21 protein-coding genes are annotated in these 26970 nt (G+C 45.3%); 19 read left to right on the top strand and 2 right to left on the bottom strand.

Going from position 1 to position 26970, the window contains the following annotated elements:
* Window positions 1-23 precede the first annotated feature (23 nt).
* Complete coding sequence (locus tag ACZLMD_RS08570) at window positions 24-1757, top strand: cache domain-containing sensor histidine kinase (RefSeq protein WP_489495557.1); 1734 nt, start codon at window positions 24-26, stop codon at window positions 1755-1757.
* 100 nt (window positions 1758-1857) lie between these two features.
* Entirely contained in the window at window positions 1858-3081 is a 1224-nt protein-coding gene (locus tag ACZLMD_RS08565) for an argininosuccinate synthase (protein ID WP_022305514.1), read from the top strand.
* Window positions 3082-3163: 82 nt separating this feature from the next.
* Here ACZLMD_RS08565 and ACZLMD_RS08560 read toward each other — a convergent pair whose 3' ends face one another.
* On the bottom strand, window positions 3164-4645 hold the full coding sequence (locus tag ACZLMD_RS08560) for an AAA family ATPase (protein ID WP_489495556.1): 1482 nt from the start codon (window positions 4643-4645) through the stop codon (window positions 3164-3166).
* 275 nt (window positions 4646-4920) lie between these two features.
* On the opposite strand from ACZLMD_RS08560, the gene ACZLMD_RS08555 reads away from it, so the two are divergent.
* The 15 genes from ACZLMD_RS08555 (at window position 4921) to ACZLMD_RS08485 (ending at window position 22585) form a co-directional block, all read left to right on the top strand.
* Entirely contained in the window at window positions 4921-7626 is a 2706-nt protein-coding gene (locus tag ACZLMD_RS08555; protein WP_118559064.1) for a hypothetical protein, read from the top strand.
* A 13-nt stretch (window positions 7627-7639) separates the two neighbouring features.
* Complete coding sequence (locus ACZLMD_RS08550; RefSeq protein WP_489495555.1) at window positions 7640-9760, top strand: hypothetical protein; 2121 nt, start codon at window positions 7640-7642, stop codon at window positions 9758-9760.
* Window positions 9761-9779: 19 nt separating this feature from the next.
* Window positions 9780-10646, top strand: coding sequence for an ABC transporter ATP-binding protein (locus ACZLMD_RS08545; RefSeq protein WP_022305509.1), 867 nt, complete (start codon window positions 9780-9782; stop codon window positions 10644-10646).
* A gap of 143 nt (window positions 10647-10789) precedes the next feature.
* The gene (locus tag ACZLMD_RS08540) at window positions 10790-12091 is read left to right on the top strand and encodes an extracellular solute-binding protein (RefSeq protein WP_118559070.1); all 1302 of its coding nucleotides are present in this window, start codon (window positions 10790-10792) and stop codon (window positions 12089-12091) included.
* 78 nt (window positions 12092-12169) lie between these two features.
* Entirely contained in the window at window positions 12170-13543 is a 1374-nt protein-coding gene (locus ACZLMD_RS08535) for a carbohydrate ABC transporter permease (protein WP_118559071.1), read from the top strand.
* The gene (locus ACZLMD_RS08530; RefSeq protein ID WP_022305506.1) at window positions 13543-14403 is read left to right on the top strand and encodes a sugar ABC transporter permease; all 861 of its coding nucleotides are present in this window, start codon (window positions 13543-13545) and stop codon (window positions 14401-14403) included. Before ACZLMD_RS08535 ends, ACZLMD_RS08530 begins: the two co-directional genes overlap by 1 nt.
* A 209-nt stretch (window positions 14404-14612) precedes the next feature.
* Window positions 14613-14783: a type II toxin-antitoxin system HicA family toxin gene (locus ACZLMD_RS08525; protein WP_455058281.1), complete on the top strand. Its 171-nt coding sequence runs from the start codon at window positions 14613-14615 to the stop codon at window positions 14781-14783.
* Between the two features lie 43 nt (window positions 14784-14826).
* Complete coding sequence (locus ACZLMD_RS08520) at window positions 14827-15261, top strand: type II toxin-antitoxin system HicB family antitoxin (protein WP_418619015.1); 435 nt, start codon at window positions 14827-14829, stop codon at window positions 15259-15261.
* Complete coding sequence (locus ACZLMD_RS08515) at window positions 15261-16958, top strand: extracellular solute-binding protein (RefSeq protein WP_489495554.1); 1698 nt, start codon at window positions 15261-15263, stop codon at window positions 16956-16958. The genes ACZLMD_RS08520 and ACZLMD_RS08515 overlap by 1 nt, the downstream gene beginning before the upstream one ends.
* Window positions 16959-17086: 128 nt before the next feature.
* The gene (locus tag ACZLMD_RS08510) at window positions 17087-17452 is read left to right on the top strand and encodes a hypothetical protein (protein WP_022305503.1); all 366 of its coding nucleotides are present in this window, start codon (window positions 17087-17089) and stop codon (window positions 17450-17452) included.
* Between the two features lie 73 nt (window positions 17453-17525).
* The gene (locus ACZLMD_RS08505; protein ID WP_118559075.1) at window positions 17526-18698 is read left to right on the top strand and encodes a PP-loop family protein; all 1173 of its coding nucleotides are present in this window, start codon (window positions 17526-17528) and stop codon (window positions 18696-18698) included.
* Window positions 18699-18741: 43 nt separating this feature from the next.
* Window positions 18742-19695 (top strand): hypothetical protein, encoded by a 954-nt coding sequence (locus tag ACZLMD_RS08500; protein ID WP_489495553.1) that lies wholly within the window; start codon window positions 18742-18744, stop codon window positions 19693-19695.
* A complete protein-coding gene (locus tag ACZLMD_RS08495) occupies window positions 19670-20686 on the top strand; it encodes an SPL family radical SAM protein (protein WP_489495552.1) in 1017 nt (338 codons plus the stop codon). Before ACZLMD_RS08500 ends, ACZLMD_RS08495 begins: the two co-directional genes overlap by 26 nt.
* 117 nt (window positions 20687-20803) lie before the next feature.
* On the top strand, window positions 20804-21583 hold the full coding sequence (locus tag ACZLMD_RS08490; protein ID WP_489495551.1) for an SDR family oxidoreductase: 780 nt from the start codon (window positions 20804-20806) through the stop codon (window positions 21581-21583).
* A gap of 78 nt (window positions 21584-21661) precedes the next feature.
* A complete protein-coding gene (locus ACZLMD_RS08485) occupies window positions 21662-22585 on the top strand; it encodes a CAP domain-containing protein (protein WP_489495550.1) in 924 nt (307 codons plus the stop codon).
* A 136-nt stretch (window positions 22586-22721) separates the two neighbouring features.
* Here ACZLMD_RS08485 and ACZLMD_RS08480 read toward each other — a convergent pair whose 3' ends face one another.
* Window positions 22722-24074: an ATP-binding protein gene (locus ACZLMD_RS08480; RefSeq protein ID WP_489495549.1), complete on the bottom strand. Its 1353-nt coding sequence runs from the start codon at window positions 24072-24074 to the stop codon at window positions 22722-22724.
* Window positions 24075-24452: 378 nt separating this feature from the next.
* Between ACZLMD_RS08480 and ACZLMD_RS08475 the strand changes: the two genes are divergently transcribed.
* Both ACZLMD_RS08475 and ACZLMD_RS08470 read left to right on the top strand, forming a co-directional pair.
* Window positions 24453-25043: a nitroreductase family protein gene (locus tag ACZLMD_RS08475; RefSeq protein ID WP_489495548.1), complete on the top strand. Its 591-nt coding sequence runs from the start codon at window positions 24453-24455 to the stop codon at window positions 25041-25043.
* 150 nt (window positions 25044-25193) lie between these two features.
* Window positions 25194-26970 (top strand): leucine-rich repeat protein (locus tag ACZLMD_RS08470; protein ID WP_489495547.1); only part of this gene is annotated, 1777 nt, incomplete at its 3' end.

Below are 26970 nucleotides of genomic sequence, written 5' to 3'. Positions count from 1 at the left end.
ATGCCAAAATACAAAAGAAAATAATGATCATATATATCTGTATCGGAACGATACCTATCCTTCTTTTGGGACTCTTTGCGTCCGGACAGGAGAGAAAAACGTTGATGGAGAGGGAGCACCGTAACATTGAGGATTCGGTGTCGCAGGGGGCATCGCAGTTAAAGTCACAGATTCTTGTTTATAATAATCTGTCCGATTATATTGCGTTTAACCAGCCGATTTCCGATGTGCTGATCGGTGATTATGACAATATATTTTCCATGTATGAGCAGTACACGGCAACGGTAGATCCGGTGCTTTCTTCTTTGAAATATTTTAATCCGAATATCAATCAGATCACAATCTATCTGGATAAAAATATTGTAAAGCATGATACAATGGTGGATTCGCTGCAGACGATCGAGGGTGAAAAATGGTACAGACAAAATGAGTCTTCTCTGAGCCAGAAGGTAAAATGGATCATCGATGCAGAGAAGAAAACATCGTTTTCGGCGAGAACCATGCCAATCATGGAGCAGAATAAGCAGAAGGGAATCCTGTATCTGGATGTGAATTATGATTCGTTATTTGCGGGCTTTGATGATATTTCAAGAGACAGCTACGGCCTTTATATTGTTGATAAGAAGGGAAATGTGTTATTTGAGAAGGATACCTTTTCGGAGAATACGGCTTCGAAAAATAATACAAAAACGACAGCAAAGAAATCGCAAGAAAAGAGATTATCTTTTCCTGCTCTGAAAAAGAAAATGGAGGCGCAGGAGAACGGAAAGAAAAGCAATTATCTGATCGTTTCCGCAGATGCGGGGGTGGATGACTGGAAGATCATTGTCTATCAGCCGCAGAAAATGATGGCGAGAGAGATTCAGACGTTGCTTGTGCTTGTCATGGGAATTATCGCGGTATGTATCATCACATCGGTGGTGGCATCCCTGGCATTTTCGCGGTTCGTGGTGCGCGATATCAAACGTCTGCGTGACAATATGCAGGCGGTTGAGGAAGGCAATATGGAGCTGATGGTTACCAGCGATGCCGGAGATGAGGTCGGCAGTCTGATCCGTGGCTTCGGAAGCATGCTCGGAGAAATCAACCGGCTGATCCATGAGGTGTATGAGAGTAAGCTGACGCAGAGAAAGTCGGAAATGACAGCACTTCAGGCGCAGATCAATCCGCATTTCCTGTATAATTCGCTTTCTCTGATCAACTGGAAGGCGCTCGAAGCAGGGCAGCAGGATATCAGTAAGATCACGCTGGCGCTTTCTTCGTTTTACCGGACATCGCTCAACCGTGGCAAGAATGTTCTGACAATTGAGAAGGAAATTGAGAACATGAAGTCGTATCTGGAGATCCAGCTTTGCATGCACGATAATGATTTTGATGTGATCATGGACATTGATGAGGAGATTCTGCCATACCAGACTCTGAACCTTTTGCTGCAGCCGCTTGTGGAAAATGCGATCGATCACGGTATTGACCTGAAGGAGGACGGCAGAGGTTATATTAAGATCATCGGACGGAAAGATGCCGAAAATATTTACCTGACGGTGGAGGATAACGGCGTTGGAATTGAGCCGGAGATATTATCCTCAATTCTGGAATTTAAGACAAAGGGATACGGTGTGCGGAATGTCAATCAGAGGATCCGTTTGTATTATGGGGAGGAATATTGTCTGCGGATCGAGAGTGAAGTGGGAAAAGGAACAAGGTGTACGATAAATATTCCACAGAAATCAAATGATCCTGCGGATGGAACATCCTAAAATCAAATCTTGTCATTTTATGGCATATACGCTATTATAGATTTGATATTATTATAAGTTGGAACCAGGTGTTCACAATAAAAGAAAAGAGGAGAAAAAGATGGATAAGGTTATTTTAGCCTACTCAGGCGGACTTGACACAACTGCAGTTATTCCATGGTTAAAGGAAACATACGGCTATGAGGTTGTTTGCTGCTGTATCGACTGTGGACAGGGTGAGGAGCTCGATGGATTAGAGGAGCGTGCAAAGCTTTCCGGAGCATCCAAGCTTTATATTGAAGATGTTGTTGATGATCTTTGCGAGAACTACATCATGCCTTGTGTACAGGCTGGTGCTGTTTACGAACATAAATATCTCATGGGAACTGCTATGGCAAGACCTACGATCGCTGCAAAGCTGGTAGAGATCGCCCGCAAGGAAAATGCTGTTGCAATCTGCCACGGTGCAACCGGTAAGGGTAACGATCAGATTCGTTTCGAGCTTGGTATCAAGGCACTCGCTCCGGATATCAAGGTAATCGCTCCATGGCGTGATGACAGATGGGGTATGGATTCCCGTGAGGCAGAGATTGAGTATTGTAAGGCACACGGCATTGATCTTCCGTTCGGAACAGATCAGTCTTACAGCCGTGACAGAAATATCTGGCATATCAGCCATGAGGGACTTGAACTTGAGGATCCTGCTCAGGCACCAAACTATGATCATATGCTTGTTCTTGGCGTTACACCGGAGAAGGCGCCGGATGAGGATGTAGAGCTTTCTATTTCCTTTGAGAAGGGTGTTCCTACCGCTCTGAACGGCAAGAAGATGAAGGTTGCTGACATCATCCGTGAGCTGAATACGATCGGTGGAAAGCATGGTATCGGTATTGTTGATATCGTTGAGAACCGTGTTGTTGGTATGAAGAGCCGTGGTGTATATGAGACTCCGGGTGGAACTATTCTTATGGAGGCTCATCAGCAGCTTGAGGAGCTTGTTCTTGACCGTGATACGATCGCACTTAAGCTGGAGCTTGGCAGCAAGCTTGCAAGCATTGTATACGAAGGAAAGTGGTTTACACCGGTTCGTGAAGCAATCTCCGCATTTGTAGATGTTACTCAGCAGTATGTGACAGGTGAAGTTAAGCTTCGTCTCTACAAGGGCAATATCATCAAGAACGGAACAACTTCTCCATATTCTCTTTACAGTGAGTCACTGGCATCCTTCACAACAGGTGATATGTATGATCATCATGATGCAGAGGGATTCATCACATTGTGGGGTCTTCCACTGAAGGTTCGTGCAATGAGAATGAACGAGTTAAAGAAGGATAAGACGAAATAATTATCTGTTGAATATTTTCAGAAAAATAAACAGCTCAGATTTCTTAAAAATCTGAGCTGTATTTTTTACCTTAAATAATGACTTACTTCAAAAGCTCGCGGATCATTTCCGCCGTATAGGTGACGCAGACCATCTTCTCTGCCTCGATACGGTACAGTGCGTTTGCAGCAATGTGTTCTGCCGCCTGCTCGATATCGCGGATGCCGGAGGTATCCTTGAAAATCTCCATTACTTCATCTAATGCCTCATCGGTGATCACGATCTCCTCGCTGCGAAGTCCGATTCTCTTTAATACCTTTGGCATTGCAAAACGTGTGAAGATCACACGCTTCTCTTCCAGGCTGTAGTCCGGCAGCTCGATCACGGCAAAACGCGACATCAGAGGTGCGCTGATCGCGTCCTTGTCGTTGGCGGTTGCAATCGGATAAACACCTGTTGTCGGAATATTACATTCGATGTAATTGTCCGTAAATCCGAGATTGTCCAAAAGAGTCAGCAGTACGTCCGCCGGATTTCCGTTGCCTTTGCCGGCAGATGCCTTGTCAAGCTCGTTAATGATAAACAAGAGGTTGGAGCTTTCTGCATTCGCAAATGCTTCCATGATCAGACCGGGCTTTGCATTTGCGTAAATTCGGGAGCTTCCGGTAAGCTGCTCCGGATCGTTGATCGAACTCATCTCCAGTGTCGTCCAGGACATTTTCAGGATCTTTGCCACGGCATAGGCAATCTGGGATTTACCGGTACCGGCAGGACCGATCAGAAGGATACCGTATGCCGGCAGTGTATGGGTACGGTTGATCTGAATGATCGTTTCAATGATACGCTGCTTTACGTTGTCAAGTCCGTACAACTCTTCATCCAGGATTCTTCTAGCCTCGACCGGATCGATCGGCTGGAAATCCGTATTCTTCCACTGGATATTTAACATGATCGAAAGTGCGCGCTGTGCGTGGCGTCGTTCCTCCGGTGTCACCTCGGTAGACTTGGCTACGGCAAGATTACGTCTCGCCCAGAGACGGATATTGTCCGGCAGTGTGCTTCCTGCGCACATCAGATAATCGGTGATGCTCTGGATGCTTGTCAGCTTCATATCATCCGAATCCTCGATCTGATCGAAATCAACAACCTCCTTGGACGGAGCATCGCTCTGCAAAAGGCGCTCGATCATAAACTGCAGGAATCCATTCTCGCCGGAAAGCTTTGTTCCTCTCATTGCCACACCGGTTTCGTAAATTTTATAAACGGCATAACCTTTATCGGTGCTGGCACCGGAAAGCTTCACCATGATATGATTCTCACCGAGCCATTTGACCAGCTTCTCAAAACGTGCATCGATCTGAAGAATGTCATGCGATGTCTTCTCTTCGTCACAGACAAATGCGGTTCCCTTGGTGGGAGCGGTAAACATACCGGAAGCATGATGTGAGAGCTTCTCCTCTCCATTGTCTAAAAGCATGATCGGATGGGAAGCATCCGGCACTCTTTCGCTGGAGTATACTAACTCGTATGTCTTCTCTGCCTTTACGGCATCTTTCTTTTCCTGGTTAAAATCAAAAACAGGCATCTCGTAACCTCTCTTTTCTATATTGTGATGTAGGGGCAAAGGTATCTGTCCCTAAGCTGATGCCATGGACTGCTATGTGATCTTCGCAATCCTGCATCAAAATTATAGGATGAAATGAAAAAATTAGCAACTGCTAATTTTGAATTACATGGGCGGAAAGCCCTTTCAAAACGTAAGGAATTCTTAATCCCTTTGCCGGCGATTCCATGCTATCATGAAATTACGATAAATTGATATATGAAATGTTTCGTTGAATATATCAGAGGAGGGATTTCATGAAAAGATCGAACGTGAAAAAGGGAATTATAGCAGCGGTTGTTCTGTGCCTTGTATTTCTGCTGGGGGCAGTTGTGGTGCAGAATATGCCGGATCGTCGGACAAAGCGGTCCACGAAACAGACCGGTACAGGGAAAGAAAACGATTCGTCGGAAAGTCAGCACAGTTTTAGTGGGCTGTCGACTTATATTATGGGAGAGGCGTACGGAAGTTGTGGTATGTATTACAGCTCGGATAACGGTGCTCTGTATTATCTGGATGCGGCAAGCGGTAAGGAGTCGATCGTATGTACAAAGACAAACTGCGAGCATAAAATGGACAGCATGAAACCATCCGGCTGTGAGGCTGATTTTAACCATGTCGCAGCATTTGTTCCGAGTGGAGAGAGACTTTATTACATACCGGCGGATCCACTGGGAGAAAATACGCCGATGGAAATCTGGAAACAGGATCTGACGGGTGGCAATCAGAAAAAGATTTTGTCTCTCAAGGGAAAAGAAAATACAGGAATGATCATTCAGGGGATGCTGTGCGATGGCATGCATATGGTGGTCGGATTTATAGAGTATGGCCGTTATACCAAAAAGGGAAAATATGTTGAATATGGATCCTTTGACCAGAAGAGCGGTCTGTATGTTATCAATATGAACGACTGGAGCTATCAGTGTATTTATCTGAAGGAAGGATCTTCGGAGGATGGCATGTTAGGAAAAAATGCATGTCCGACCATTTCTACAATGTCTATGGGAACAGAAAGGGTATGGGCATACTATACTTACTATGATTCAGGATTTGATCCAAAGAAATATAATAAAATGACGGATAAAAACCGGATCAAGTATATGAGTAAACATTCGCATTTGATGCGGGGCGATTTTTCTTTGTCGGATGTATCGCTGTACACTATCATTCCGCAGGATGGCAATCACAGTAATACGTTTTACGGAAACTGGTGTTATGATCAGGATTATTCCGGAAATTTGCTTGCAACGAATCTGCCGACTGGCGACAGTTATCATATCTACAGTTCTCCTGCAACGGAAAAGCACAGGGAATGTGACAGTGGATATCGGGGAGTTGTAACAACAGAAAACAGCATTTTTTATGTGGTATGGAATAAAAAGAGGGAAAAGTATGACTGGTATCGTTATGACAGAAAAACAACGAAGAAGACGTGTATTGCGTCTCCGGCTGTAGACTGTCATCCGCAGGGTGTTGCAGGAGATTATATTTATGGGGATCTATTCTGGAGCGATGATCATATGGAACGCTGTGCGATTCCAATCAAGGAGCTGGAAAAGGGAAAATATCAGTTCCCGGAGAAATCAAAGGAAGAGGCGGCAGCAGATCAGAATAAAGAAAATATTGATCCGGACGATACGGTGATCTGGGGTGTGAATGATAATAATCTGCCATCGGATGAAGCCGTTAAGGAGATCAACAGTTATTTAAAGAAAAAGGGGTATGATTTTAAGGTTGCTTTCACAAATGTACAGGATTCGGATATTGACAATATTGCAAAGCAGCATCCGGAGATTGATATTCTGCAGGCACCGGCAAACCATGCAACGGATAATCAGGCGGCAGCAACATTGAAGTCCGGTTATTTTGAACCATTGACCTCGTTTTTGTCGGCCGATGGAAAGAAGCTGAAGGCACAGTTTAGCAAGCTTGACTGGAAAAAGGTTGAGGTTAACCGCGAGATTTATTCTGTCCCAAATTCGAATCAGACTTATGAAGGAATCTATATTGCTTACAGCAATAAATTGAAAAATAAAGCATCAGCCGGCGATGCAGATACGCTGGAAAAGGTCGGAAAGATCCTTACCAATGCAAATGTAAAGAGCGTGAAATATCCGGTGATCCTGCAATCCAATTTGGCGGGAGGAAACCTGTCCGATTTTACGGACAGTGATTACTGCCTCGGTCTTGCGCTGAACCGCAACAGCAAAAAGCCTTCCCTGTGGTATGAAGATAAGAGTGTTCGTGCCGTATATCAGACATTTAATGAATGGTATAAGAAGGGATGGCTCTCAGAAAAAAACAAACTTTACGATCAGGAAAATACGAATAAGAATGTTAAGAAAATAGAGACGGCACTGAAAAAGGGAGACTGGCTGGTAACGATCGGATACGGTCCATGCAGTGAGGAAATAAAGAAGCAGTCGGCTTATGTGGTACGTCCAAAGCACATTGTATTTTCAAATTGTAATATGTCTACCGGTGTGGCGGCTGCGTCTAACTGCAAGGATCAGGCAGAGACATTTCTGATGCTGGCATACACGGATCAGACGATCGCGGATCTGATGCTGTATGATATCCGGAAGGGAAATTATCAGGTGAAAAATAATGTAGTCTGTGATTATTCAAAGGATTATGCATTAAGTGTGATCTGGAGAAGAACGGATTTTGGAAATCAGATCGCAGCGACACAACTTGACACGGATGTGGAGTCTGCGACACATCGTAAGAAATATCTGCAGTCCTACAATGCTGCGGCATCTCCGCTGATTGGCTTCCAGCCGGATACGGACGGATATGAGGGCGACCTTGAGGTATATATACCGGCACTGCAGAAGGGGGAAGATATCTGGCAGGCGAAGAACTTTGATGATGAGTATGACGGTCTGATGGGCAGAATTTCGATGCGGAAGATAAATAAGTTCTGTTCTGAGGTCGCAAAACAGATCAACGCATGGAAGTAAGGAGTCGTCCGGTATGTGGAGAGAACATAAAAAGCTGTGGAAAAAAAGAACGGTAGCTGCATTTGTGGTGGCGGGACTTTTGTTAAATCTGTTCCTGATCCTGCGGAGTGAATACGGTCGTGATAGATGGACGGAGGCAACCGTATCCTGCTATCGCAGTGTGTACCGTGAGATAAAGAATATGCAGCCGGAAAAGGCAAAGCGTTATCTGGAGAAAAAGTCGAATAACCAGAATGTGGATTATCTGCGTCGCATTGGTTACAGTGAACTGCAGGATGAGACTTCCCATGCCGGCAGCTATGATGATTATCTGGATGCGAGAGAGCAGGACTATTCGCAAAGTGAAGTGTTTGACGCATTTCGAAAGACCAGCAAATATGACAGGAAGGACGCCGCAAAGGTAATGGAGAAGCTGCGCAGGTTTCGGGGGGAAACGCTGGCGGTTGTGCCTTCCAGAGGCTGGCATATTATCTTTCTGTTCTTTCAAACGGATATCGCCGGGCTGATGGTCCTTTTTGCGGCGGCAGCAATCAGCTTTATGCAGGAGAAGGAGCGGGGAGAATATGTCTTTATCCGCACAATGAAACGGGGAAGAGGACCATTTATCCTTCAAAAGGCAGTGGCGCTGATGATGTTCACGGCGGAGGTGCTTTTGCTCTTATATCTGGAAAATATACTGGTGGCGTGGAGACTTTACGGATTGGGGGATCTGCATGCATGTTTGCAGTCCGTAAGCGGCTTTATCGGCACCGGCGTGAAGGCGGAGCTTGGACAGAGCATTGTCCTGTTTTTGGGACTGAAGCTTCTGGCGTATTTTCTGGTGATGCTTGTGATCCTGTTTCTGATGACGGTCTGCGGAAACACACAGAAGCTGTTTGTCAGCTTTGCAGGGGTCCTTGGGATAAGCAGTGTGTTGTATTGGGGGATACCGGAGAACAGCTGGCTGTCGGTTTTTAAGTATGTTAATATCATGGGATTTCTGCATACGGGGGATATGATGGCAGTATATCGGAATATTGGTCTGTACGGTTTTCCGGTCAGTTATATTACCGTCAGTATTGTTGTCTGTGTGATCGCGGGAGCACTCTTGCTTGCGGCAACCGTGTTAATCTTTAGTGAGCAGAAGATCACGTCCCGTGCCGGACATCGCATTCTGCCAAAGGGGAAACGGCAGAGAAAGATTCGCAGTTATCGTTTATTTTACGGGGAAACAAAAAAGATACTGCATTATCAACATATGCTTCTGTTTGTCGCAGGATTTGCGGTTTTGATTCTGTGGAATTATAAGCCGGTTACCATGCTGTATAATGACGACTCGGATGTCTATTATAAGCAATATGTCGATCAGGTGTCCGGACCGTATACAAAGGCATCGGCGGCAAAGATTCGGGAATGGCAGCAGGAACGGCTTGAGATGGACAAAAAGATTCACGATGAAAAGCATCAGTCCTCCTCGAAGGCGGTTCGGTCACGGATCGAGTATGGATACACCAAGGAACGAAATAAGACGAAAGGATTTATGTCACTGCTCAGTCATTTAAACTACAGCTACAGCATACCGGGCGGCGGTCTTTATTATGAGAGAGGCTATGAGCAGCTGACCGGTTATGAGGAGGCATGGAAACGGGATGCACTGCTGGCGCTGGAGAGTGTGCTTATGGTGATCCTGGCGGTGGCAGGCATCTATTCGATCGAGTATAACACGGGAATGATGCGGCTGCTGAAAACGACACCTCTCGGGAGGAAGGATCTGCGAAGTGCGAAGCTGTGGATCGGCGCCGGACTTGTTACTGTGATCTTCGCAATGGTGTACGGCAGCGAACTTTATCGTATATTAAGTGCATTCGGGACGAAGGGCTGGAACTGCTCGGTTGCCTGCATGTCCCATATTCCGATGAAGCTGTCGGGACTGACGGTGGCGGATTATCTGATCTTGATCTTGGCGATGCGTTACATTGGTCTTTTGCTGTTGATGGTCTGCATTTATCTGATCTGCCGGCGCGCCAAAAGCTTCATCATGACAATGGTATATTCGGCTGCTGTATTTGCAGTGCCGCTGGTTTTGTATCTGAGTGGAGTGCAGATTCTGCGTTATATTTTGTTAAATCCGCTGCTTCTGGGAAATATATTTTAGAGGAAAGGTGTGTAAGCATATGGAGATCAGGATATCTCATCTGACAAAACGGTTTGGAGATAAAACAGCACTGGACGATGTGAGTCTTACGCTGGATGCGGGCGTGCATGCACTGCTTGGACCGAACGGAGCGGGCAAAAGCACGCTGATCAATATATTGACGGACAGCATTGAGCGGGACAAGGGGGAGGTTCTGTACAACGATTATGAGATCACGTCGCTGGGAGCAAAGTACAGGGAGCTTCTCGGATATATGCCACAGCAGCAGAGACTGTATGATAATTATACGGCGGAGGAGTTCTTAAAATATATGGCGGCAGTCAAGGGGATCGCACCTGCCCGGGCGAGGGAGCAGATTGCGGAGCTTTTGAAGGTGGTAAATTTGTGGGAGGTCCGCCGCAAAAAGGTGGGTGGCTTTTCCGGCGGTATGAAGCAGCGTGTTCTGCTGGCGCAGGCACTTCTGGGAGAGCCTCGCATTCTGATCCTTGATGAGCCGACGGCGGGACTGGATCCAAGTGAGCGTATCAATATCCGGAATTATATTGCCACGGTGGCGCAGAAAATGATCGTGCTTTTTGCCACGCATGTTGTGAGCGATATTGAATGTATTGCGAAGGATGTGATCATGATCCGGGACGGAAGGATCTGTAAAACGGGGACGCCGATGGAGCTGATCGACGGCATGCAGGGAAAGGTGGGCGAGCTGCCGTGTAAGCTGGAGGATCTGGAGCAGCTTCAGACAAAATACTGTGTCGGAAATGTTTATCAGAGACGGGAGGGACTTCGTGTGCGCATCGTGGGGGATGAACTGCCGGAGGAGGCTTTGCCGGTCAAGGACAGTATTGATCTGGAAGACGTGTATATGTATCATGTCATGAATTCATAAAACAACATATAACACGAAAATCTTGTATGTTTCTAAAATACCTTATATTTACCCAAAACTTGCCAGCTTTTATAATGAATTTATCACATAAATACAGCAGGAATGAACCTGCTGCATGGAAAAAGAATGAGGAGGAATTCGTTATGAGAGCGAAAAAATTATGTGCGTTATTGCTGACAACAGCAATGGTTACATCGGTTTTTACCGGGTGTGGTAAAACATCTTCAACAGGAGACAAGGCAAGCTCGGCTGATGCCGGAAGCAGTGCCAAGACAGAGACAAAGGATGTGAAACTGACGGTATGGGGACCGCAGGAGGATCAGGCAAAAATGAAGGGCTACAAAGATGGTATCCTGAAGGCAATGTGTGATTCCTTTAATGAAGAGCATCCGGAGTGGAATATTACATTTGAGTATGGCGTATGCTCCGAGGGAGATGCCAAGGACGTTGTGACAAAGGATGTGGATGCGGCAGCGGATGTTTATATGTACGCAAATGACCAGATTCCAACATTAGTTGAAGCAGGTGCTCTTTCAAAGCTTGGAGGAACGACAGTTGATGAGATCAACGAGAACAACGAAAAGGCAATGATCGACTCCGTAATATATGATGGCAGTGTGTACGGAATTCCGTACACATCAAATACATGGTTCATGTACTATGACAAGAGCAAGTTCAGCGAGGACGAGGTAAAATCTCTCGATAAGATGATGTCCAAGGATCTTGGAAATGGCGTTACAAACTTTGCATTCCCACTGGACAACAGCTGGTACATTGAAGCGTTCTACTATGCTGCAGGCGGCACACTCTTCGGAGACGGAACTGACGCATCTGCAGGCTGCGACTGGGACAGCGACGCCGGTGTGGCAGCAACAAAGTACATGGTAAATCTTGCAAAGAACAAGAAGTTCTCCTGTGAGAAGGACGGAAGCAGTATTGCGAAATTTAAGGACGGCAAGCTGGGAGCATACTGTAGTGGTTCCTGGGATGCAAAGGCAATTAAGGAAGCACTTGGAAAGAATTTTGCAGCTGTACAGCTTCCAACTGTGACAATTAACGGACAGGAAGGTCAGATGAAGTCCTTCGCCGGAAGTAAGGCAATTGGTGTGAACCCGAAATGCGAGAATCAGGATGTGGCAGTTGCACTTGCACGTTACCTTGCAGGCGAAGAGTGTCAGAAGATCCGTTTTGAATCAAGAGGAATTGCTCCGATCAATAAAACACTTGCAGCTGATTCTGCTGTAACAAAGGATATTGTGATCAAGGCACAGGCAAATGAGATTGCCAATGCGGCAGTTGTACAGCCACTTCTCTCTGAGATGGGAAGCTACTGGACACCGGCAGAGACGATGGGTAAAGAAATCGTTCAGGGCGATGTAACAGAGGCAAATGCAGAGAAGAAGACAAAGGAAATGGTAAAGGGTATTCTGAGCAACGGTCTGTAAAGATCACATTTCCGGTAATATCCGTGCTGCAGTAAAAAGCGGTCGGAGGATTAGTAAGGGATAAAGGAGAAATGTCCTATGGCAAATATGATGGATCATGCAAAGGTCATTTCCGTGAAAAATGCACTGAGGCATGGGGATATATTTACCCGTCTCAGTGCGGTTATCATGGGGGCCGGCAATATATGCAGAAAGCAGATCGTCAAGGGTCTGTTATATCTGGCAGCAGAGATTCTGTTTATTGCCTTTATGGTTGTGAGTGGAGTTGGACTGCTTGGCGGTCTTACGACGCTTGGCACTAATGAAGGCGGGGAAGTATTTAATGAAGCGGCACAGGTGTATGAGTATACTTCCGGTGATAATTCCATGCTGATACTGCTTTATGGAATTTTGGCGATCATTGCAGTCATCGCATTTGTGCTTTTGTGGAGATCCTCTCTGAAATCGGCATATCAGGCACAGCTTTTACAGCAGGAAGGCAAAGCAGTTCCGAATTTTCGCCAGGATCTGGCGGCTCTGCTTGATCAGAACCTGCATAAGACACTGCTTGCCGGACCAATCGTCTGTATTATTGCGTTTACAATACTTCCGCTTGTATTTATGGCGTCGATCGCATTTACAAATTACGACAGAAATCATCAGCCACCCGGAAAATTATTTGACTGGGTTGGTTTCAGCAACTTTGGAAAACTTTTAGACAGCTCCAGCGGACTTGGAACAGCATTCTGGCATGTGCTTGGCTGGACGATCGTCTGGGCGGTTTTTGCAACATTTTTGAATTACATACTGGGAATGATCCTCGCCATTGTGATCAATCGTCAAGACACAAAGTGGAAGAGTATGTGGAGATTTATCTTTGTATTGTCCATTGCAATTCCTCAGTTTGTATCACTTCTGGTCATCAGAACCATGCTGCAGCCGGAGGGTTCGATCAATGTTCTTCTCAAACAGCTTGGGCTGATCCAGAAAAGTCTTCCTTTCTGGACCGACGTTACCTGGGCAAGAATTACGATCATTGTGGTAAACCTGTGGGTCGGTGTTCCGTATACAATGCTTCAGGTGACCGGTATCCTTCAGAATATTCCGGCAGATCTTTATGAGGCTGCCAGAGTGGATGGTGCCAATGCGGTGGTCCAGTTTTTCAAGATCACACTTCCGTATATGCTGTTTGTGACAACGCCATACCTGATCACACAGTTTATCGGAAACATCAATAACTTTAATGTCATTTATCTGTTGACAAAGGGTGCTCCGGCAGCACTAAGCTACAACAACGGAACCGCCGGTAAGACCGATCTTTTAGTGACCTGGCTGTATAAGCTGACCATGGACTTTAAGGATTACAATTATGCTGCGGTTATCTCGATCATGGTATTTATACTGTCGGCTGTATTCTCCCTGTGGGCGTACCACAAGACAGGGGCATTAAAGAATGAGGAGGGATTCCAATAATGAATAAGTACCGCATTCGAAAGAAATTTACGAATTTTATAGTGCATGCGTGTCTGACCATTCTGGCATTGATCTGGATTTTTCCTCTGTTCTGGGTGATCATGACATCCTTCCGGGCAGGAAAGGGCTCCTACTCCAGCACTTTCTTTCCGGATAAGCTGACACTCAATAACTATGTGTCCCTTTTTACGGACACAGATGTATTTAATTTTCCACAGTGGTTTTTGAATACGCTGGTGGTTGCGATCTTTTCCTGTATTTTGTCTACGTTTTTCATTGTATCAATTGCTTATGTGACTTCAAGGCTCCGCTTTAAGTCCAGAAAGCTCCTCCTGAATGTGGCATTGGTTCTTGGAATGTTTCCGGGATTTATGGCAATGATCGCAATTTACTATATTTTAAAGGGAATCGGCATGACGCAGGGCGTCTTAAAGCTTGTATCGCTTGTGCTTGTGTATGCCGGAGGCTCCGGTATCCTGCAGTTCTATGTGGCGAAGGGATTTTTCGATACGATCCCGCGCAGCATCGATGAGGCAGCGTATATTGACGGAGCCACGAAATGGAATGTGTTCCGGCGGATCACGATTCCATTATCAAAGTCCATTATTGTGTATACGGTGCTGACCTCGTTTATCGCTCCATGGATCGACTTCGTGCTGGCGAAGGTCATCATCGGTACGGATGCCAAGTATTACACCGTGGCGATCGGACTTTGGAACATGCTGGAAAAGGAAAACATTTACCAGTGGTATACCCGGTTTGCCGCCGGTGCGGTTTGTGTATCCATCCCAATTGCTGTATTGTTCCTGTTTATGCAGCGTTGTTACACAGACGGACTGACCGGAGCGGTGAAGGGGTAAATGTAAAGAGAATTTCCGGAGCTGCGGAAAGACTACTATGATAACATAAACAGCCTCTATGAATGAACACGATATTGCAGATTTCCATATGATGGGAAATGTAATATCGTGTTTTAATATTAAAATAATGTGTAAATAATACACATTTAATAATTGACCGATGTGTAAAGAGTGTGTATAATATAAGCAGATAGGGAGGAGGAATGTGAATGAAGCAAAGAGATTTAGTGAAAAAGCTGGAAAGCGCAGGGTTTGAGTTTGTACGTCATGGTGGAAACCATGATATATATCAAAGAGGTGACGATGAAGAAAAAATTCCGAGACACCGAGAACTTAATGAGCGGTTGGCAAAAGCAATATTGAAAAAGTGGGGATTATAAGAATATTATCTTAGTATATAAATTATTATTGGAGGTTGATAATATGAAGGTGACATATCCAGTGATTTTTACAGATGTTGATACAAATATTTTGATTGAGGTACCGGATCTTGGAATATTGACAGAGGCTAATGAAGAGGGAAAACCTAAAGGCACTATGGCTGATGCAATGATGATGGCGAGAGATGCGATAGGTCTAAGCTGTATCACTGCGGAGGATGAGGGGAAGAAAGTTAAACAACCTTCTGTTATGTCTGAAATAGATATTTCCAAAGGAACATTTTCAGAAGAAGGGAAGAGTATTCTTTCACTGGTAGATGTGGATCTGGTTGTGTATCGAAACAGATTGGACAATAAAGCGGTAAGGCGAAATGTGACCCTTCCGAATTGGTTAAATCAGGAGGCTGAAAAGTCTCATTTAAATGTATCTAAGGTTTTGCAGGAAGCACTTATGGCGAAGTTAGGAGTTTCGAGATAGTGATAAAAAATATATTAAAGAGGATGATCGCGTTGTCTCTGGCGGGCTGCCTTGTTCTGACCGGCTGCAATAAACAGCAGACCGAGAAGAAAGATACGGCGGAACATACACAGGAATGGAAGACCGCAGAGACAACACCGTTTGGAAGGTACCCGGAGGAGGTCATATATACGCTCGGGAAAATGACCGGAATGAACAATTCCAATTTACCGAAAGGGGATACCTACGAGGATAATGGTTATACCAGATATCTGAAGAAACAGCTGAATATTCAGAATAAGGATGTCTTTGAGGCAGGCGAAAACGATAATTATCAGGAAACCGTGTCGATGACGATCGCGTCCAGGGAACTGCCGGATGTGATGGTGGTCAATGATATGGATATGCTGCAGCTTCTGGTGGACAATGATTTGATTGAGGATCTGACACAGGTGTATGAGGATTGTACCAGCAGCCGGATCAAGGATATTTATAACAGCTATGGCAGTGAGATTCTGGATAATGTAACGTTCGACGGTAAGCTGATGGCATTGCCGGAGACAAATATTGACGATGGACCAAGCCTTTGCTGGCTGCGCAAGGACTGGATGGACAAGCTGGGTCTGGATGCGCCGGAGACGGTGGAGGATGTGGAGAACATTGTCCATGAATTCGTACAGAAGGATCCGGGTGGCAATGGAAAAGGAGAGACGGTGGGGCTTGTTTGTGACGATGAGCTGACCGGCGGCTGCGGTTACAGCTATGAGTATCAGAACGATATTATTTTTGCAAGCTTCGGGGCATTTCCAAAGCAGTGGATCTACAACAAAGACGGTGAGGTTGTGTATGGATCCGTGCAAAATGAGGCGAAGGCGGCGCTTGGAAAGCTGCGGCAGATGTATCAGCAGGGGACATTAGACAATAATTTTCTGATGCGGGAGAGCAGTAATATTATTGAGCTGATCGTGTCGGGCAAATGTGGATCCTTTTTTGGACCGTGGTGGTCGCCGAATAATCCGCTGATGTCTGCAATGCAGAAGAATCCGAATGCGGAGTGGCAGCCGTATCTGATCCAGACGGACAAAGATGGTCAGACCTCCTTTGCCTCACAGAATCCAAACGATAAGTATGTAGTGGTCCGCAAGGGGTACAAGCATCCGGAGATCGTTATGAAGATTGTCAGTGTGCTTTTTGACGATCTGAGATATGACGAAGAAGATGTCCGTGAAATGGAACGTTACTATCAGGATAATGTAGATCCGACGGCACGTCCTCTGGCAATCAATGTGGATTACAAGGATGCCCTGATGCGGTGCTATGATTCCTTGAAGGATGCGATCCAGGGCAGGAAAAAGCTTGAAGATCTGGGACTTCTGGAGGGAGCGTATTATATTTCCTGCAGTAAATATCTTGACCGGAAGAAGGATACTTCCGCACAGAAATCCTGGGAGGACTGGGCTGCATATGCATCTCGGATGACGGCATGCTCTGTCCTTAGAAAGGGACAGACCAGACAGGTGAAGTCACTGTTCTTTGGAGAGACGAAGACGATGAAGAGCAACTGGTGGCGGCTTGAAGAACTGGAAAAGAAAGTATATCTTGAGATTGTTACCGGGCAGAAGCCGTTGTCGTATTTCGATGAGTTTGTAAAGGAATGGAATCGTCAGGGCGGTGAGAAGATCCGTGGGGAGGTCGCGCAGGAGCTTAAGGGGAAATGATGAAGCTGCAAAGTACAAAAGACCTGCGGAAGGAATATCATGGAAGAGGACGGCGATATAAGAATGACCGCAAAAGGATGTTGTGGAACTAAGCAGTGGTGGGAATGACTGCAGGAGGGAGAATTACAGTGCAGACGGAAAATAAAAATACAGAGGCAATCTTAGTGCTGGAGCGGCAGATCTACAATTATCAGCGGGCGAATGCTGAACTGCAGACGAGTTTGGGAGAACGTTCGCTCATGCAGAAATATGGTCTGTATCTGCTGTTAGTTGGCTGGTTTCTTGCTCTGGAATTTATGAAAAACTGGATGGGATTTTTTGTTGAAATCACGGATGTGGCTTATATTCCGATCGTGATTGTTTTCGCAGTACTTCTTGTGCTGGAATACCGTCGCGACAAAAGGCGGCGGGAGACGATGGAACAGATTAAGGAGAACAGGCACAGATGCAATGAACTCCGGCAGCAGATTGAGACACTCCGAGGGAGAATGTGATCAGTATTGAAAAAATGCACATGTTGCGGTATAGTGTGCTGGGATATGGTTAGGAAAGGCATAGGTTACAGAGATGATGGAGAATATAGAGATTACATTACAGGAATTGCGCAAATGGCGTCCGGACGAGTATCGTCTGGTGGACGTCCGGGATGAAATGTCATTTTCCTATGGACATCTGCCGGGGGCAGAGCATGTGCCGGAGCAGCAGATATCAGACGGCTGGGTGCCGCCGGAGGATGGCAGGAAGACGGTGCTCTATTGCAAAAAGGGCGAGACAAGTCTCGAGGCTGCGGGATTTCTGCAGGAGAAGGGGCATATGGTATACAGCCTGAAGGGCGGATATCTGGCATGGCTGATGGGTACGATGGAAGAAGAGAATGAAAAGGATGAGAAGGAGGAGACGCCGTTTTACCTGGAGGTAGAACAGAGCATCCGCAAACGTTTCAAGAAAAAGATCTGGTGCCGGTTCACCAAAGCAATCAATGATTATGAGCTGGTGAAGGAGGGCGATAAGATTGCGGTCTGCATTTCCGGCGGCAAGGACTCCATGCTGATGGCGAAGCTTTTTCAGGAGCTGAAGCGTCATCACAAGTTCCCGTTTGAGGTTGTATTTCTGGTGATGGATCCGGGATACAGTCCGGAGAATCGCAAGGTGATCGAGAATAATGCCAGGAGACTGAATATACCGATTACAATTTTTGAGTCAAATATATTTGAGGCGGTATTTCATGTGGAGAAATCACCGTGTTATCTCTGTGCGAGAATGCGCCGCGGCTATCTGTACAGCAAGGCAAAAGAGCTTGGCTGCAACAAGATTGCGCTGGGACATCATTATGATGATGTGATCGAAACGATTCTGATGGGAATGCTTTACGGAGCGCAGATGCAAACGATGATGCCAAAGCTTCACAGCTCTAATTTCGAGGGAATGGAGCTGATCCGTCCGCTTTATCTGATCCGTGAGGACGATATTAAGGCGTGGCGTGATGCGAATGGACTTCATTTCATTCAGTGTGCATGCAAATTCACGGATACCTGCTCTTCCTGCGATAAGGATGGACAGAGCAATTCCAAGAGGCTGGAGATCAAAAAACTCATTCGTGAACTGAAGAAAACAAATCCTTTTGTCGAGGGCAATATCTTTAAGAGTGTGGAGAATGTAAATCTCAGTACGATAATCGCCTATAAAAAGGATGGCGTGAAGCATCATTTTCTGGAAACTTACGATGATAAGCAATCTTAGAAATGTAAGTTATGTGCAATATTTAAGATAAGGAGTCTTAACGTTGATCTATTTATTTACTGCGTTGTACCCGGAAGCGAAGCCACTGATCCGTGTATTTTCGCTGAAAAGAGTGCAGGACGGGCTTCCGTTTGATGTGTACGAAAATGCGGACACATCTATCCGGCTTGTGATCAGTGGAACAGGAATGTGCGCTGCGGCATCTGCGACAGCGGCTGTGTTTGGCAGATATAGGGCAGCAAACGAGGATCATCTGATCAATATCGGAACGTGTGCCGGGGAAGTTGGTACGGACGAGATGTCCGGCAAAGCATATCTGTGTCATAAGCTCACTGACCGAAATACGGGACACACTTATTATCCGGATATGCTGTATCATCATGCGTTTGCAGAGGCACAGCTCATCACAGAGCCGGTCGTATGGAGGGGGACAGAAGATTCAGAAGCGTTGAGACAGAAAGCGGAGTCTGCCGTTGACGGAGACACAGCAGAGTCTGTCGCGGACGGAGATCTGTTGTCACAAAGCAGAGAGCGTGCGGCAAACCGGGAAGCCGTTGTGCTTCACGATATGGAGGGTGCCGCAATCTATCAGGCAGGCTCATACTGGCTGGGACCACATCAGATGAGCTTTATTAAGGTGATTTCCGATCATGGAACCGACCAGAGGATAACTCCGCAGACATTAGAGCAGGCGGTGGAAAACGGATTGGATGTGATCAAAGACTATGTATCAAATATCGGACAGATCATAGCGCAGAACCGGAGGGATAAGGAATGGGAGACAGAATGCAGCCGGCAGACAGAGAGACTTTGTGAGGAGCTTCACTGTTCGCAGACAATGCGTCTGGCGGTCATTCAGTGTGTCAGATATTGGACACTTGCAGGTATTGATCATAACAGTCTGTTAGAGCAGATGAGAGCGGACGGAGAGCTTCCCTGCCGGGACCGCAGAGAGGGGAAGAAGCGTTTTGATGAGCTTAAACAGAGATTATTATAATAAAGCATTTTCCCATATATATGTGGAGGAGGCGGTGGCAGAGCATCCGAGAACCCGTGAAATTCTTCAAAGATTTCCGGAAGCGGTGCAGATACCGATCCACCATTATAAGGACGTTTTCTGTCGGAAAAGACAGGATATTGCAGGTCAGGAGGAGCATCCGATGCTGATCGTTGCCGCCAAGGAGGGAAGGCTGATCTATGAGGGAGCGCCGGTTTGCCAGAGCTTTGGCAATGAATATTTCTATTATACCTCCTGTGTAATGAACTGTATTTATAATTGTGAATATTGTTATCTGAAGGGGATGTATCCGTCGGGCAACCTGGTGATATTTGTCAATATTGAAGATATTTTTGCAGAACTGGAGGAAATACTGGCGAAGCATGATGTGTACCTGTGTGTTTCCTATGATACGGATCTGATGGCTTTGGAAGACCTGACAGGCTTTGTCTGTGCATGGAATGATTTCGTGCGGACTCATCCGGGACTTCGCATCGAGATAAGGACGAAATGCGGTCGGATCGATTTATGGGACAGATTGGTTCCAAACGAAAATGTGATCTTTTCTTTTACACTTTCGCCGGAGCGGATCCGGAAGGAGTGCGAGCACGGTACTGCCGCTTTAAGAGAAAGAATCCGCTGTGCGGCAAAGGCGATAGAAACCGGATTTCCGGTACGCCTGTGTTTTGACCCGATCATTTATTGTTCGGACTGGCAGAGGCAGTATGATGCAATGCTTGATCAGGTGGCCGGTCAGATTGATATGAGTCAGGTGTGGGATGTCAGTGTGGGGTCATTCCGGATCTCGCAGGACTATATGAAGAAGCTGCGGCGCAGCCAGAGAGACAGTGCGGTAGTGCAGTTTCCGTTTGTGAATGATGGAGGTGTGTACCATTATCCGGATAGACTGATGAATGAGATGGAGCAGCATGTGGTGGACCGGATCAGAGAATGGATTCCGGAGGAGAAGATCTTTCGGTGGAAGGAATAGTGATTGGCAATAGATGGAAAGGATTTCCGTTGGAAGAAATAGGTAACGGCTGGAGAAGATCTTTCGGCGGAAGGAATAGTGATTGATAACAGACGGAGAAAGGGAAGAAATAGCAGTATGAGGGATCAGGTGAAGAAAAGAGCGATCGTGACAGGAGCATCCTCAGGTATCGGCAGAGAGATCAGCAGAATGCTGGTGGAGATGGGATACGAGGTGTATGGCTTTGGACGAAGCTTTTCGGATGAGGAGCCGGACCAAATTGACACAAAGCGAGATCTGACGGGAAAAATCTGTACGGAAAATGGGACAGATGCGCAGAACGAAGAAAAGGGAATGCTTCACCGGATCGTCTGTGATTTGCTCGATACGCAGGAGTTGGAAAGACAGATTAAGCAGATCCGCCGGCAGGGAGGCGTTCAGCTTCTGGTGAATAACGCCGGTGTGGGTTATTATGGACTTCATGAAGAATTAAATACGCAGAAGATACAGAAGCTGGTCCGCACAAATCTTGAAGTGCCGATGGTTTTGACGAGTCTGTTACTGAGGGATCTGAAGAAATGTGCCGGGACGATCATTAATATTTCCTCGGTGACGGCACAGCTAAACAATCCGCACGGATGCGCCTATGGGGCGACAAAGGCGGGGCTCAGCAGTTTTTCACGCAGCCTGTTTGATGAGGTGCGCAAGTATGGCGTGCGTGTTGTGACGATCCAGCCGGACATGACGAAAACGGAGCTGTACCGAAATGCGGACTTTGCTCAGGGAGAGGAGGAAGCTTCGTATCTTCTTCCGGAGGAGATCGCAGAGACGGTACGGGATATTCTCTACATGAGAGAGGGTGCGGTCGTGACAGAGATCACACTGCGCCCGCAGCTTCACCGGATCCGGAGAAAATGATCCGGTGATATCGGAAAGAGAAGTGGAAATGATTGCAATAAATGGAAGAATCATCAAAAGAAAGGAAAGGTGATCAATATGAAAATAAATCGGCTCAGAACTGTTTTTGCGGCAGTTTTGTTTGGATTGGTTATGATTCTTGGAGGTCAGAGTGCAAAAGCAGAAACGAAGGATGTTTCCGGTACAGCAAGATATGATCATGCATTTCAGGTGCTGGAGCTGGTAAATCAGGAGCGTGCAAAGGTTGGTGCACAGCCACTTGAGATGGATGCGGAGCTTTTGTCGGCAGCAATGCTCCGAGGAGCTGAGACGGTTGTGAACTTCAATCATACAAGACCGAACGGTGAACAATGTTTCACCGCCAGCAGCAAAATGTCCGGCGAAAATATTGCAAGGGGAAACAACACACTTTGTGGCACACCGGAGCAGGCGATGGAGCTGTGGATGCATTCGTCCGGACACAAGGCGAACATTTTAAATACCGGCTTTAAATCAATCGGAGTCGGCTGTATTGTTACCTCATCCGGTACATACTGGGTACAGTGCTTTGGCCGCGGTACAGCGCAGAGCGTGACGCAGCCTGATAACAAAGAGGTTACTTATCAGGTGGCATTAGATACATCATCAAAAACGACACTGGTTGGCGATACCACCGGTGGAATCGAAAGTACGCCGACTGCCACGCCCGCGCCATCCACAGAAGAAGTGCCGGATACGGGAAATTTCCACTGGTCTGTTGGGAGTTTTAAACATATTTTTACCGTAACATGGAATAAACCCGGATCAATAAAGGGATGTCAGATTCAGATTTCCAATAAAAAGAATTTCAAACAGAAGCAGACATTTTCGCCAAAGCAGTCACAGACGAAGCAGGTGATCCGCAAATATAAAGGAAAGAAATTGAAAGCCGGAAAGGATTATTTTATCCGTGTGCGTGCTTATACCGTAAGCAACGGAAAGAAGGTCTATGGACAATGGACCCGTTTGAGATGCCTGGCTTAAAGAGATAATACACAGGATGCCGGAGTAGAAAGCAAGATTATAAAGAAATAAAAAATCTTTAAGAGAGATTAAAAACAGGGTGACGTTTTCATGATGGAAATTGAAACGTCACCCTTATTGTATAAAAGAATAGTGTTTATATTAAGGCCGTCATATAGAGTGGAAGATACAGGATCCCATCCTGATATTTTAAATCCTTCGTATATATAATGTAGCGGTCCTGCATTTTTAACTGATATTTCTTAATCAGGTAATCAAACGATTTGTGTGAGGTGTAGCCGGAGGATTTCACCTCGATCGGACAGATTTTCTTTTTCTTGACCGTCATAAAGTCAATCTCATACTTCTTTTCTGCAGCAGAGCCTTCAGGAGCGTAAGTGTATTCATGGAAGTACAGATCATGTCCGGCAGCGCGCAGCATCTGTGCCACGATATTTTCGATCACCATGCCCTGATTGATCCCGAGCCGGTCGAAGATCAGAGATTTATAGATGTCTTCATCGCTGTCCTCCTGCGTTTTCAGAATCTGCGTGACCAAAAGTCCGGTATCCCCCATGTAGAGCTTGAAGTTGCTTCTGTCGGCAAACAGTTCCAGCGCCACCTCGGGCTTTGTAACATTGATACATTCATTGCCGATCATGGACTCGGCGACAAAGCTCACTGCATTGACGTAATTCTGGTAGCGGGCATTTTTATCGATCAGTGAAAATTTAAAGTGCGAGTTTTTATTTTCAAGCTGTTCCGGAATTGTCCGGAATATGATCGAAGCACGCTGGCTGTTCTCGGAATCGAAACGGGCAAGATCCTCCTCGTAAAGATTCAGAATATTTCGTTTGATAAAATCAATTTGAGCAAATGTTTTGCCGTGGACATAGGCATCTACAGCCTGAGGCATACCACCGACAACCATATACGTCCGGAATGTTTTCATGATCTTTCGATGGATCGCATCGCCCAGCGGTTTGCGGCTGTCAAAAGCAGACCGGATGGCATCATAGGTGACGGTATCGTCGATTGCCCATAGATACTCCTCGAAATCCATCGGGTACATTTTCAGCTTGGTTTCCTCGGATGGAATCAGGATACCCTCTGTATTCTTGCGGATTGAGATCAGAGATCCTGTCTCGATATAATCATATCTTCCGTCAGCCACCAGATACTTGATTGCCTGCCTTGCCTGTGGGAAAAGCTGCACTTCGTCAAAGATGATCGCGCATCGCTTGCCCTTTAATTGCTTTCCCTTCAGCAAAAACAGATTGCGAAAAAACGCATCCAGATCGCCGATGTTTTCAATAAAATTATTCTTCACATCGGTATTTTCCTTTGCGAAGTCCAACAGGATATAATCATTATATTCATTTTGGGCGAATTGCTCCACAACGGTGCTTTTGCCGATACGTCTTGCTCCTTCCAGTAAAATGGCAGAAGAACCGGCAGACAATTGTTTCCATTTCAGGAGTTTATCGTATATTTTTCTTCGAAATACCATAATAACCCTCATTTCTGCGCACGCTGCCTGCGCATAGCGATATTTTTAAGCTTTCCGCTTATTAGTATAACACAAAAATACACAAAATATAACAGGAAATCACGAAAATGAGAAATGTTTTAGCACGAATCTTCACGAAAATAAAAAATGTTTTAGCACGAATCTTCACGAAAATGAGAAATGTTTTAGCACGAATCTTCACGAAAATAAGAAAAGTTTTAGTACAAATCTTCACGAAAATAAAAAATGTTGCATCAATCGTTTGGATTTTCGGCAGAAAAAACTTGAATGAATAGGGCTTTGTGTGCGACAATAAAAGAAATCAGAATTTGAATTTGCAGGAGCAGTTTGTGACATTCCGGAACAGGAGGAGCGTTTATGAAGGCTATTACAGATCGCAGAAGTATACGGAAATATAAGGACGTCCCGCTGGAGGAGGAGAAGATTAACAACATTCTTCGGGCGGCAGTTTTGGCACCTTCCGCAAAGAACAGACAGCCGTGGAAATTTATTGTATATCGTGGAGAAGCGAAGAAACGGCTGGTCGCAGCCATGGAGACAGGACTTAAGCGGGAGCAAAGCGGAATTACCGATCTGCCCGGATTTGCTTATGGACTGCCGGACGCGGCTCATACGCTGGAGATCATGAAGGCGGCTCCGGTGCTGGTGGCAGTTTTAAATACGAATGGCGGCACATTTTATGAGGAGATCGGTGCGGAGCAGAGGATCGTGGAAAGCTGCGATTCGCTCTCAATCGGCGCAGCCGTAGAAAATATGCTTTTGCGGGCGACAGAGCTTGGTATTGGCTCTCTGTGGATCGCCAACACATGCTTTGCCTATAATGAGCTGGTTCAGGAGATCGGAACGAAGGATCAGCTTACCGGCGTTGTGGCACTGGGGTACGGAGATGAGGCTCCGGCACCGCGGCCAAGAAAGGCATGGGATGACGTGGTGGAGTACCGGTCGTAAGGCAAATATTGTTTAAAAGCAGCAATATTTTATAAGAAAAAAACGGAAAGATTTCCGAGAGTGCTTTCTAGTATAATCAATACATCATATTATGTGTGTTAAAAAATAGTTGTAGCTGGAGATTGTTTTGTATTGCATAAAGGAGGCACTATGAGGAAAAATAGAAAAAGAAAAATTTTTAATCTGAACATCGTAATGTTAGTCATTGTATTTGTGGCTGTGATGGCGGCCTTAATACATTCCTATGCAGAAGAAAGTAATGTGTCGCAGGAAGAAATTGAGAGTTCAGATACGATTCACAATGTAGATTATTCCTATACATCAGATAATAAAAAATATTATCAGACGTTCGAATATCAGGATGAAATGCTTGCTGCAGATAGCGGTACTTTATCCACTGATCTCGCAAAGGTAACGGTGGGGCTTGCAACTGCGGCATACGATGAAAGGGAAATTACAGCTTGTTTGTCAAGCATGAATTATACACTTGTTGCTAGCAAAACATTCAATTATGACGGAGTACGAAAGGCAACGTATGAGGATAATGATTTTGTTGCTTTTTCGATTGGTTATAAAAAGGTGTCATTGAATGGGGAAACATATAACGCATATGTTGTGCCGATTCGAGGAACAACGGGTAATGACGAGTGGTTAAGCAATTTTAAATTGGGAGCAGCAGGAGATTCTTATCATTACGGCTTTAAGAAAGCAGCAGATGGAGTATTAAGTACGCTTCGGAGTAAAATCAAAACAAAGAATAACATATTTTTGATTACAGGTCATAGCCGAGGTGCCGCTGTTGCCAACATAGTGGCAGGCGAACTTACAATAGATAAGGATCTGGCATCTGCAGATCATATTTTTGGCTATACCTATGCCTGTCCGGCGGTCAAAATCGGAGCAGATACAACATTAGATAATGTAATAAATATAAATAATCCGGGAGATGCTATTCCGGAGCTTCCACTTGCAGATTGGGGATATCAAAGATATGGAAAGAGTTTATCGCTTTCTACTGATAAAAAGTTTTATGATAACATGAAGGTGCAATATAAAAATGCACTTGGAAGAGAGTATGCAGGTATTCTTAATACAGATAGCTATGTGGCAACATTAAAAACGATTGCAGGAACCAGGGATGCATATTTTCAACCAGAAAACCAGATGCTGTTTGAATTGGCAGGATGGTTATTGGGACCAAAAACAAAAGAGATGGATACCCTGGCGAAAATTTTAGCACATTATAACGTAAATGGTCTTATTGGGAAATCAATCAGCAATATATTGAGTGACATAACTGTATCGGGCGTACAGACGGCATTTGACAAGGAGAATCAGAATAACAAAGAGATCTTGATAACGATTGACGGATATCTTGAAGATACAGTCAATATGAATGAATCCGAATTTGAAGATTGGAGAAAATCAATTAGTAATACATCGACATTTGAAAAGTTACAGGATGAAATGAACATCACTATTCGAACGAGATCTGATTTGGTTCAGTTGCGTAAAGAAGTAAAAGAAGAAATGGACAGCTTCAGCTATACTCAGAGTAACTTGGAGACCATTTTGAGCTTGTTTTATACTACAAAGGGAGAACTGAAAAATGCAATTTTTGATGGTCATACGCCGTTGACCTATGTAAAATGGATCAATTCTACATATTATGGATGGCGTGGATGGCAAAATAATGATGATGTAAAGAACATGGAAATTGAAAACAATATTAAAAGAATAGATATTTCGTGTTTTCAAGGATGTCAAAATATAAATCAAGTTATTTTACCGGATACATTAGAACATGTACGCAGAGATGCATTTGAAGACTGTACTGGGATTAAAGAATTGACAATGCCGGTGGATCTGGATTATGTAAATACATATTCGTTAGGCTCGTATACTGATTGTGCAAGCTTTAAGAAGT

The sequence above is a fragment of the Jutongia sp. genome, assembly GCF_057878315.1.
This window is presented reverse-complemented; position numbering and strand designations above follow the sequence as displayed.

Excerpts from the sequence above, each read along its gene's own strand:
- ACZLMD_RS08570 (WP_489495557.1), top strand. The coding sequence starts at position 24 with ATGATCATATATATCTGTATCGGAACGATACCTATCCTTCTTTTGGGA.
- ACZLMD_RS08565 (WP_022305514.1), top strand. The coding sequence starts at position 1,858 with ATGGATAAGGTTATTTTAGCCTACTCAGGCGGACTTGACACAACTGCA.
- ACZLMD_RS08560 (WP_489495556.1), bottom strand. The coding sequence starts at position 4,645 with ATGCCTGTTTTTGATTTTAACCAGGAAAAGAAAGATGCCGTAAAGGCA.
- ACZLMD_RS08555 (WP_118559064.1), top strand. The coding sequence starts at position 4,921 with ATGAAAAGATCGAACGTGAAAAAGGGAATTATAGCAGCGGTTGTTCTG.
- ACZLMD_RS08550 (WP_489495555.1), top strand. The coding sequence starts at position 7,640 with ATGTGGAGAGAACATAAAAAGCTGTGGAAAAAAAGAACGGTAGCTGCA.
- ACZLMD_RS08545 (WP_022305509.1), top strand. The coding sequence starts at position 9,780 with ATGGAGATCAGGATATCTCATCTGACAAAACGGTTTGGAGATAAAACA.
- ACZLMD_RS08540 (WP_118559070.1), top strand. The coding sequence starts at position 10,790 with ATGAGAGCGAAAAAATTATGTGCGTTATTGCTGACAACAGCAATGGTT.
- ACZLMD_RS08535 (WP_118559071.1), top strand. The coding sequence starts at position 12,170 with ATGGCAAATATGATGGATCATGCAAAGGTCATTTCCGTGAAAAATGCA.
- ACZLMD_RS08530 (WP_022305506.1), top strand. The coding sequence starts at position 13,543 with ATGAATAAGTACCGCATTCGAAAGAAATTTACGAATTTTATAGTGCAT.
- ACZLMD_RS08525 (WP_455058281.1), top strand. The coding sequence starts at position 14,613 with ATGAAGCAAAGAGATTTAGTGAAAAAGCTGGAAAGCGCAGGGTTTGAG.
- ACZLMD_RS08520 (WP_418619015.1), top strand. The coding sequence starts at position 14,827 with ATGAAGGTGACATATCCAGTGATTTTTACAGATGTTGATACAAATATT.
- ACZLMD_RS08505 (WP_118559075.1), top strand. The coding sequence starts at position 17,526 with ATGATGGAGAATATAGAGATTACATTACAGGAATTGCGCAAATGGCGT.
- ACZLMD_RS08495 (WP_489495552.1), top strand. The coding sequence starts at position 19,670 with ATGAGCTTAAACAGAGATTATTATAATAAAGCATTTTCCCATATATAT.
- ACZLMD_RS08490 (WP_489495551.1), top strand. The coding sequence starts at position 20,804 with ATGAGGGATCAGGTGAAGAAAAGAGCGATCGTGACAGGAGCATCCTCA.
- ACZLMD_RS08485 (WP_489495550.1), top strand. The coding sequence starts at position 21,662 with ATGAAAATAAATCGGCTCAGAACTGTTTTTGCGGCAGTTTTGTTTGGA.
- ACZLMD_RS08480 (WP_489495549.1), bottom strand. The coding sequence starts at position 24,074 with ATGGTATTTCGAAGAAAAATATACGATAAACTCCTGAAATGGAAACAA.
- ACZLMD_RS08475 (WP_489495548.1), top strand. The coding sequence starts at position 24,453 with ATGAAGGCTATTACAGATCGCAGAAGTATACGGAAATATAAGGACGTC.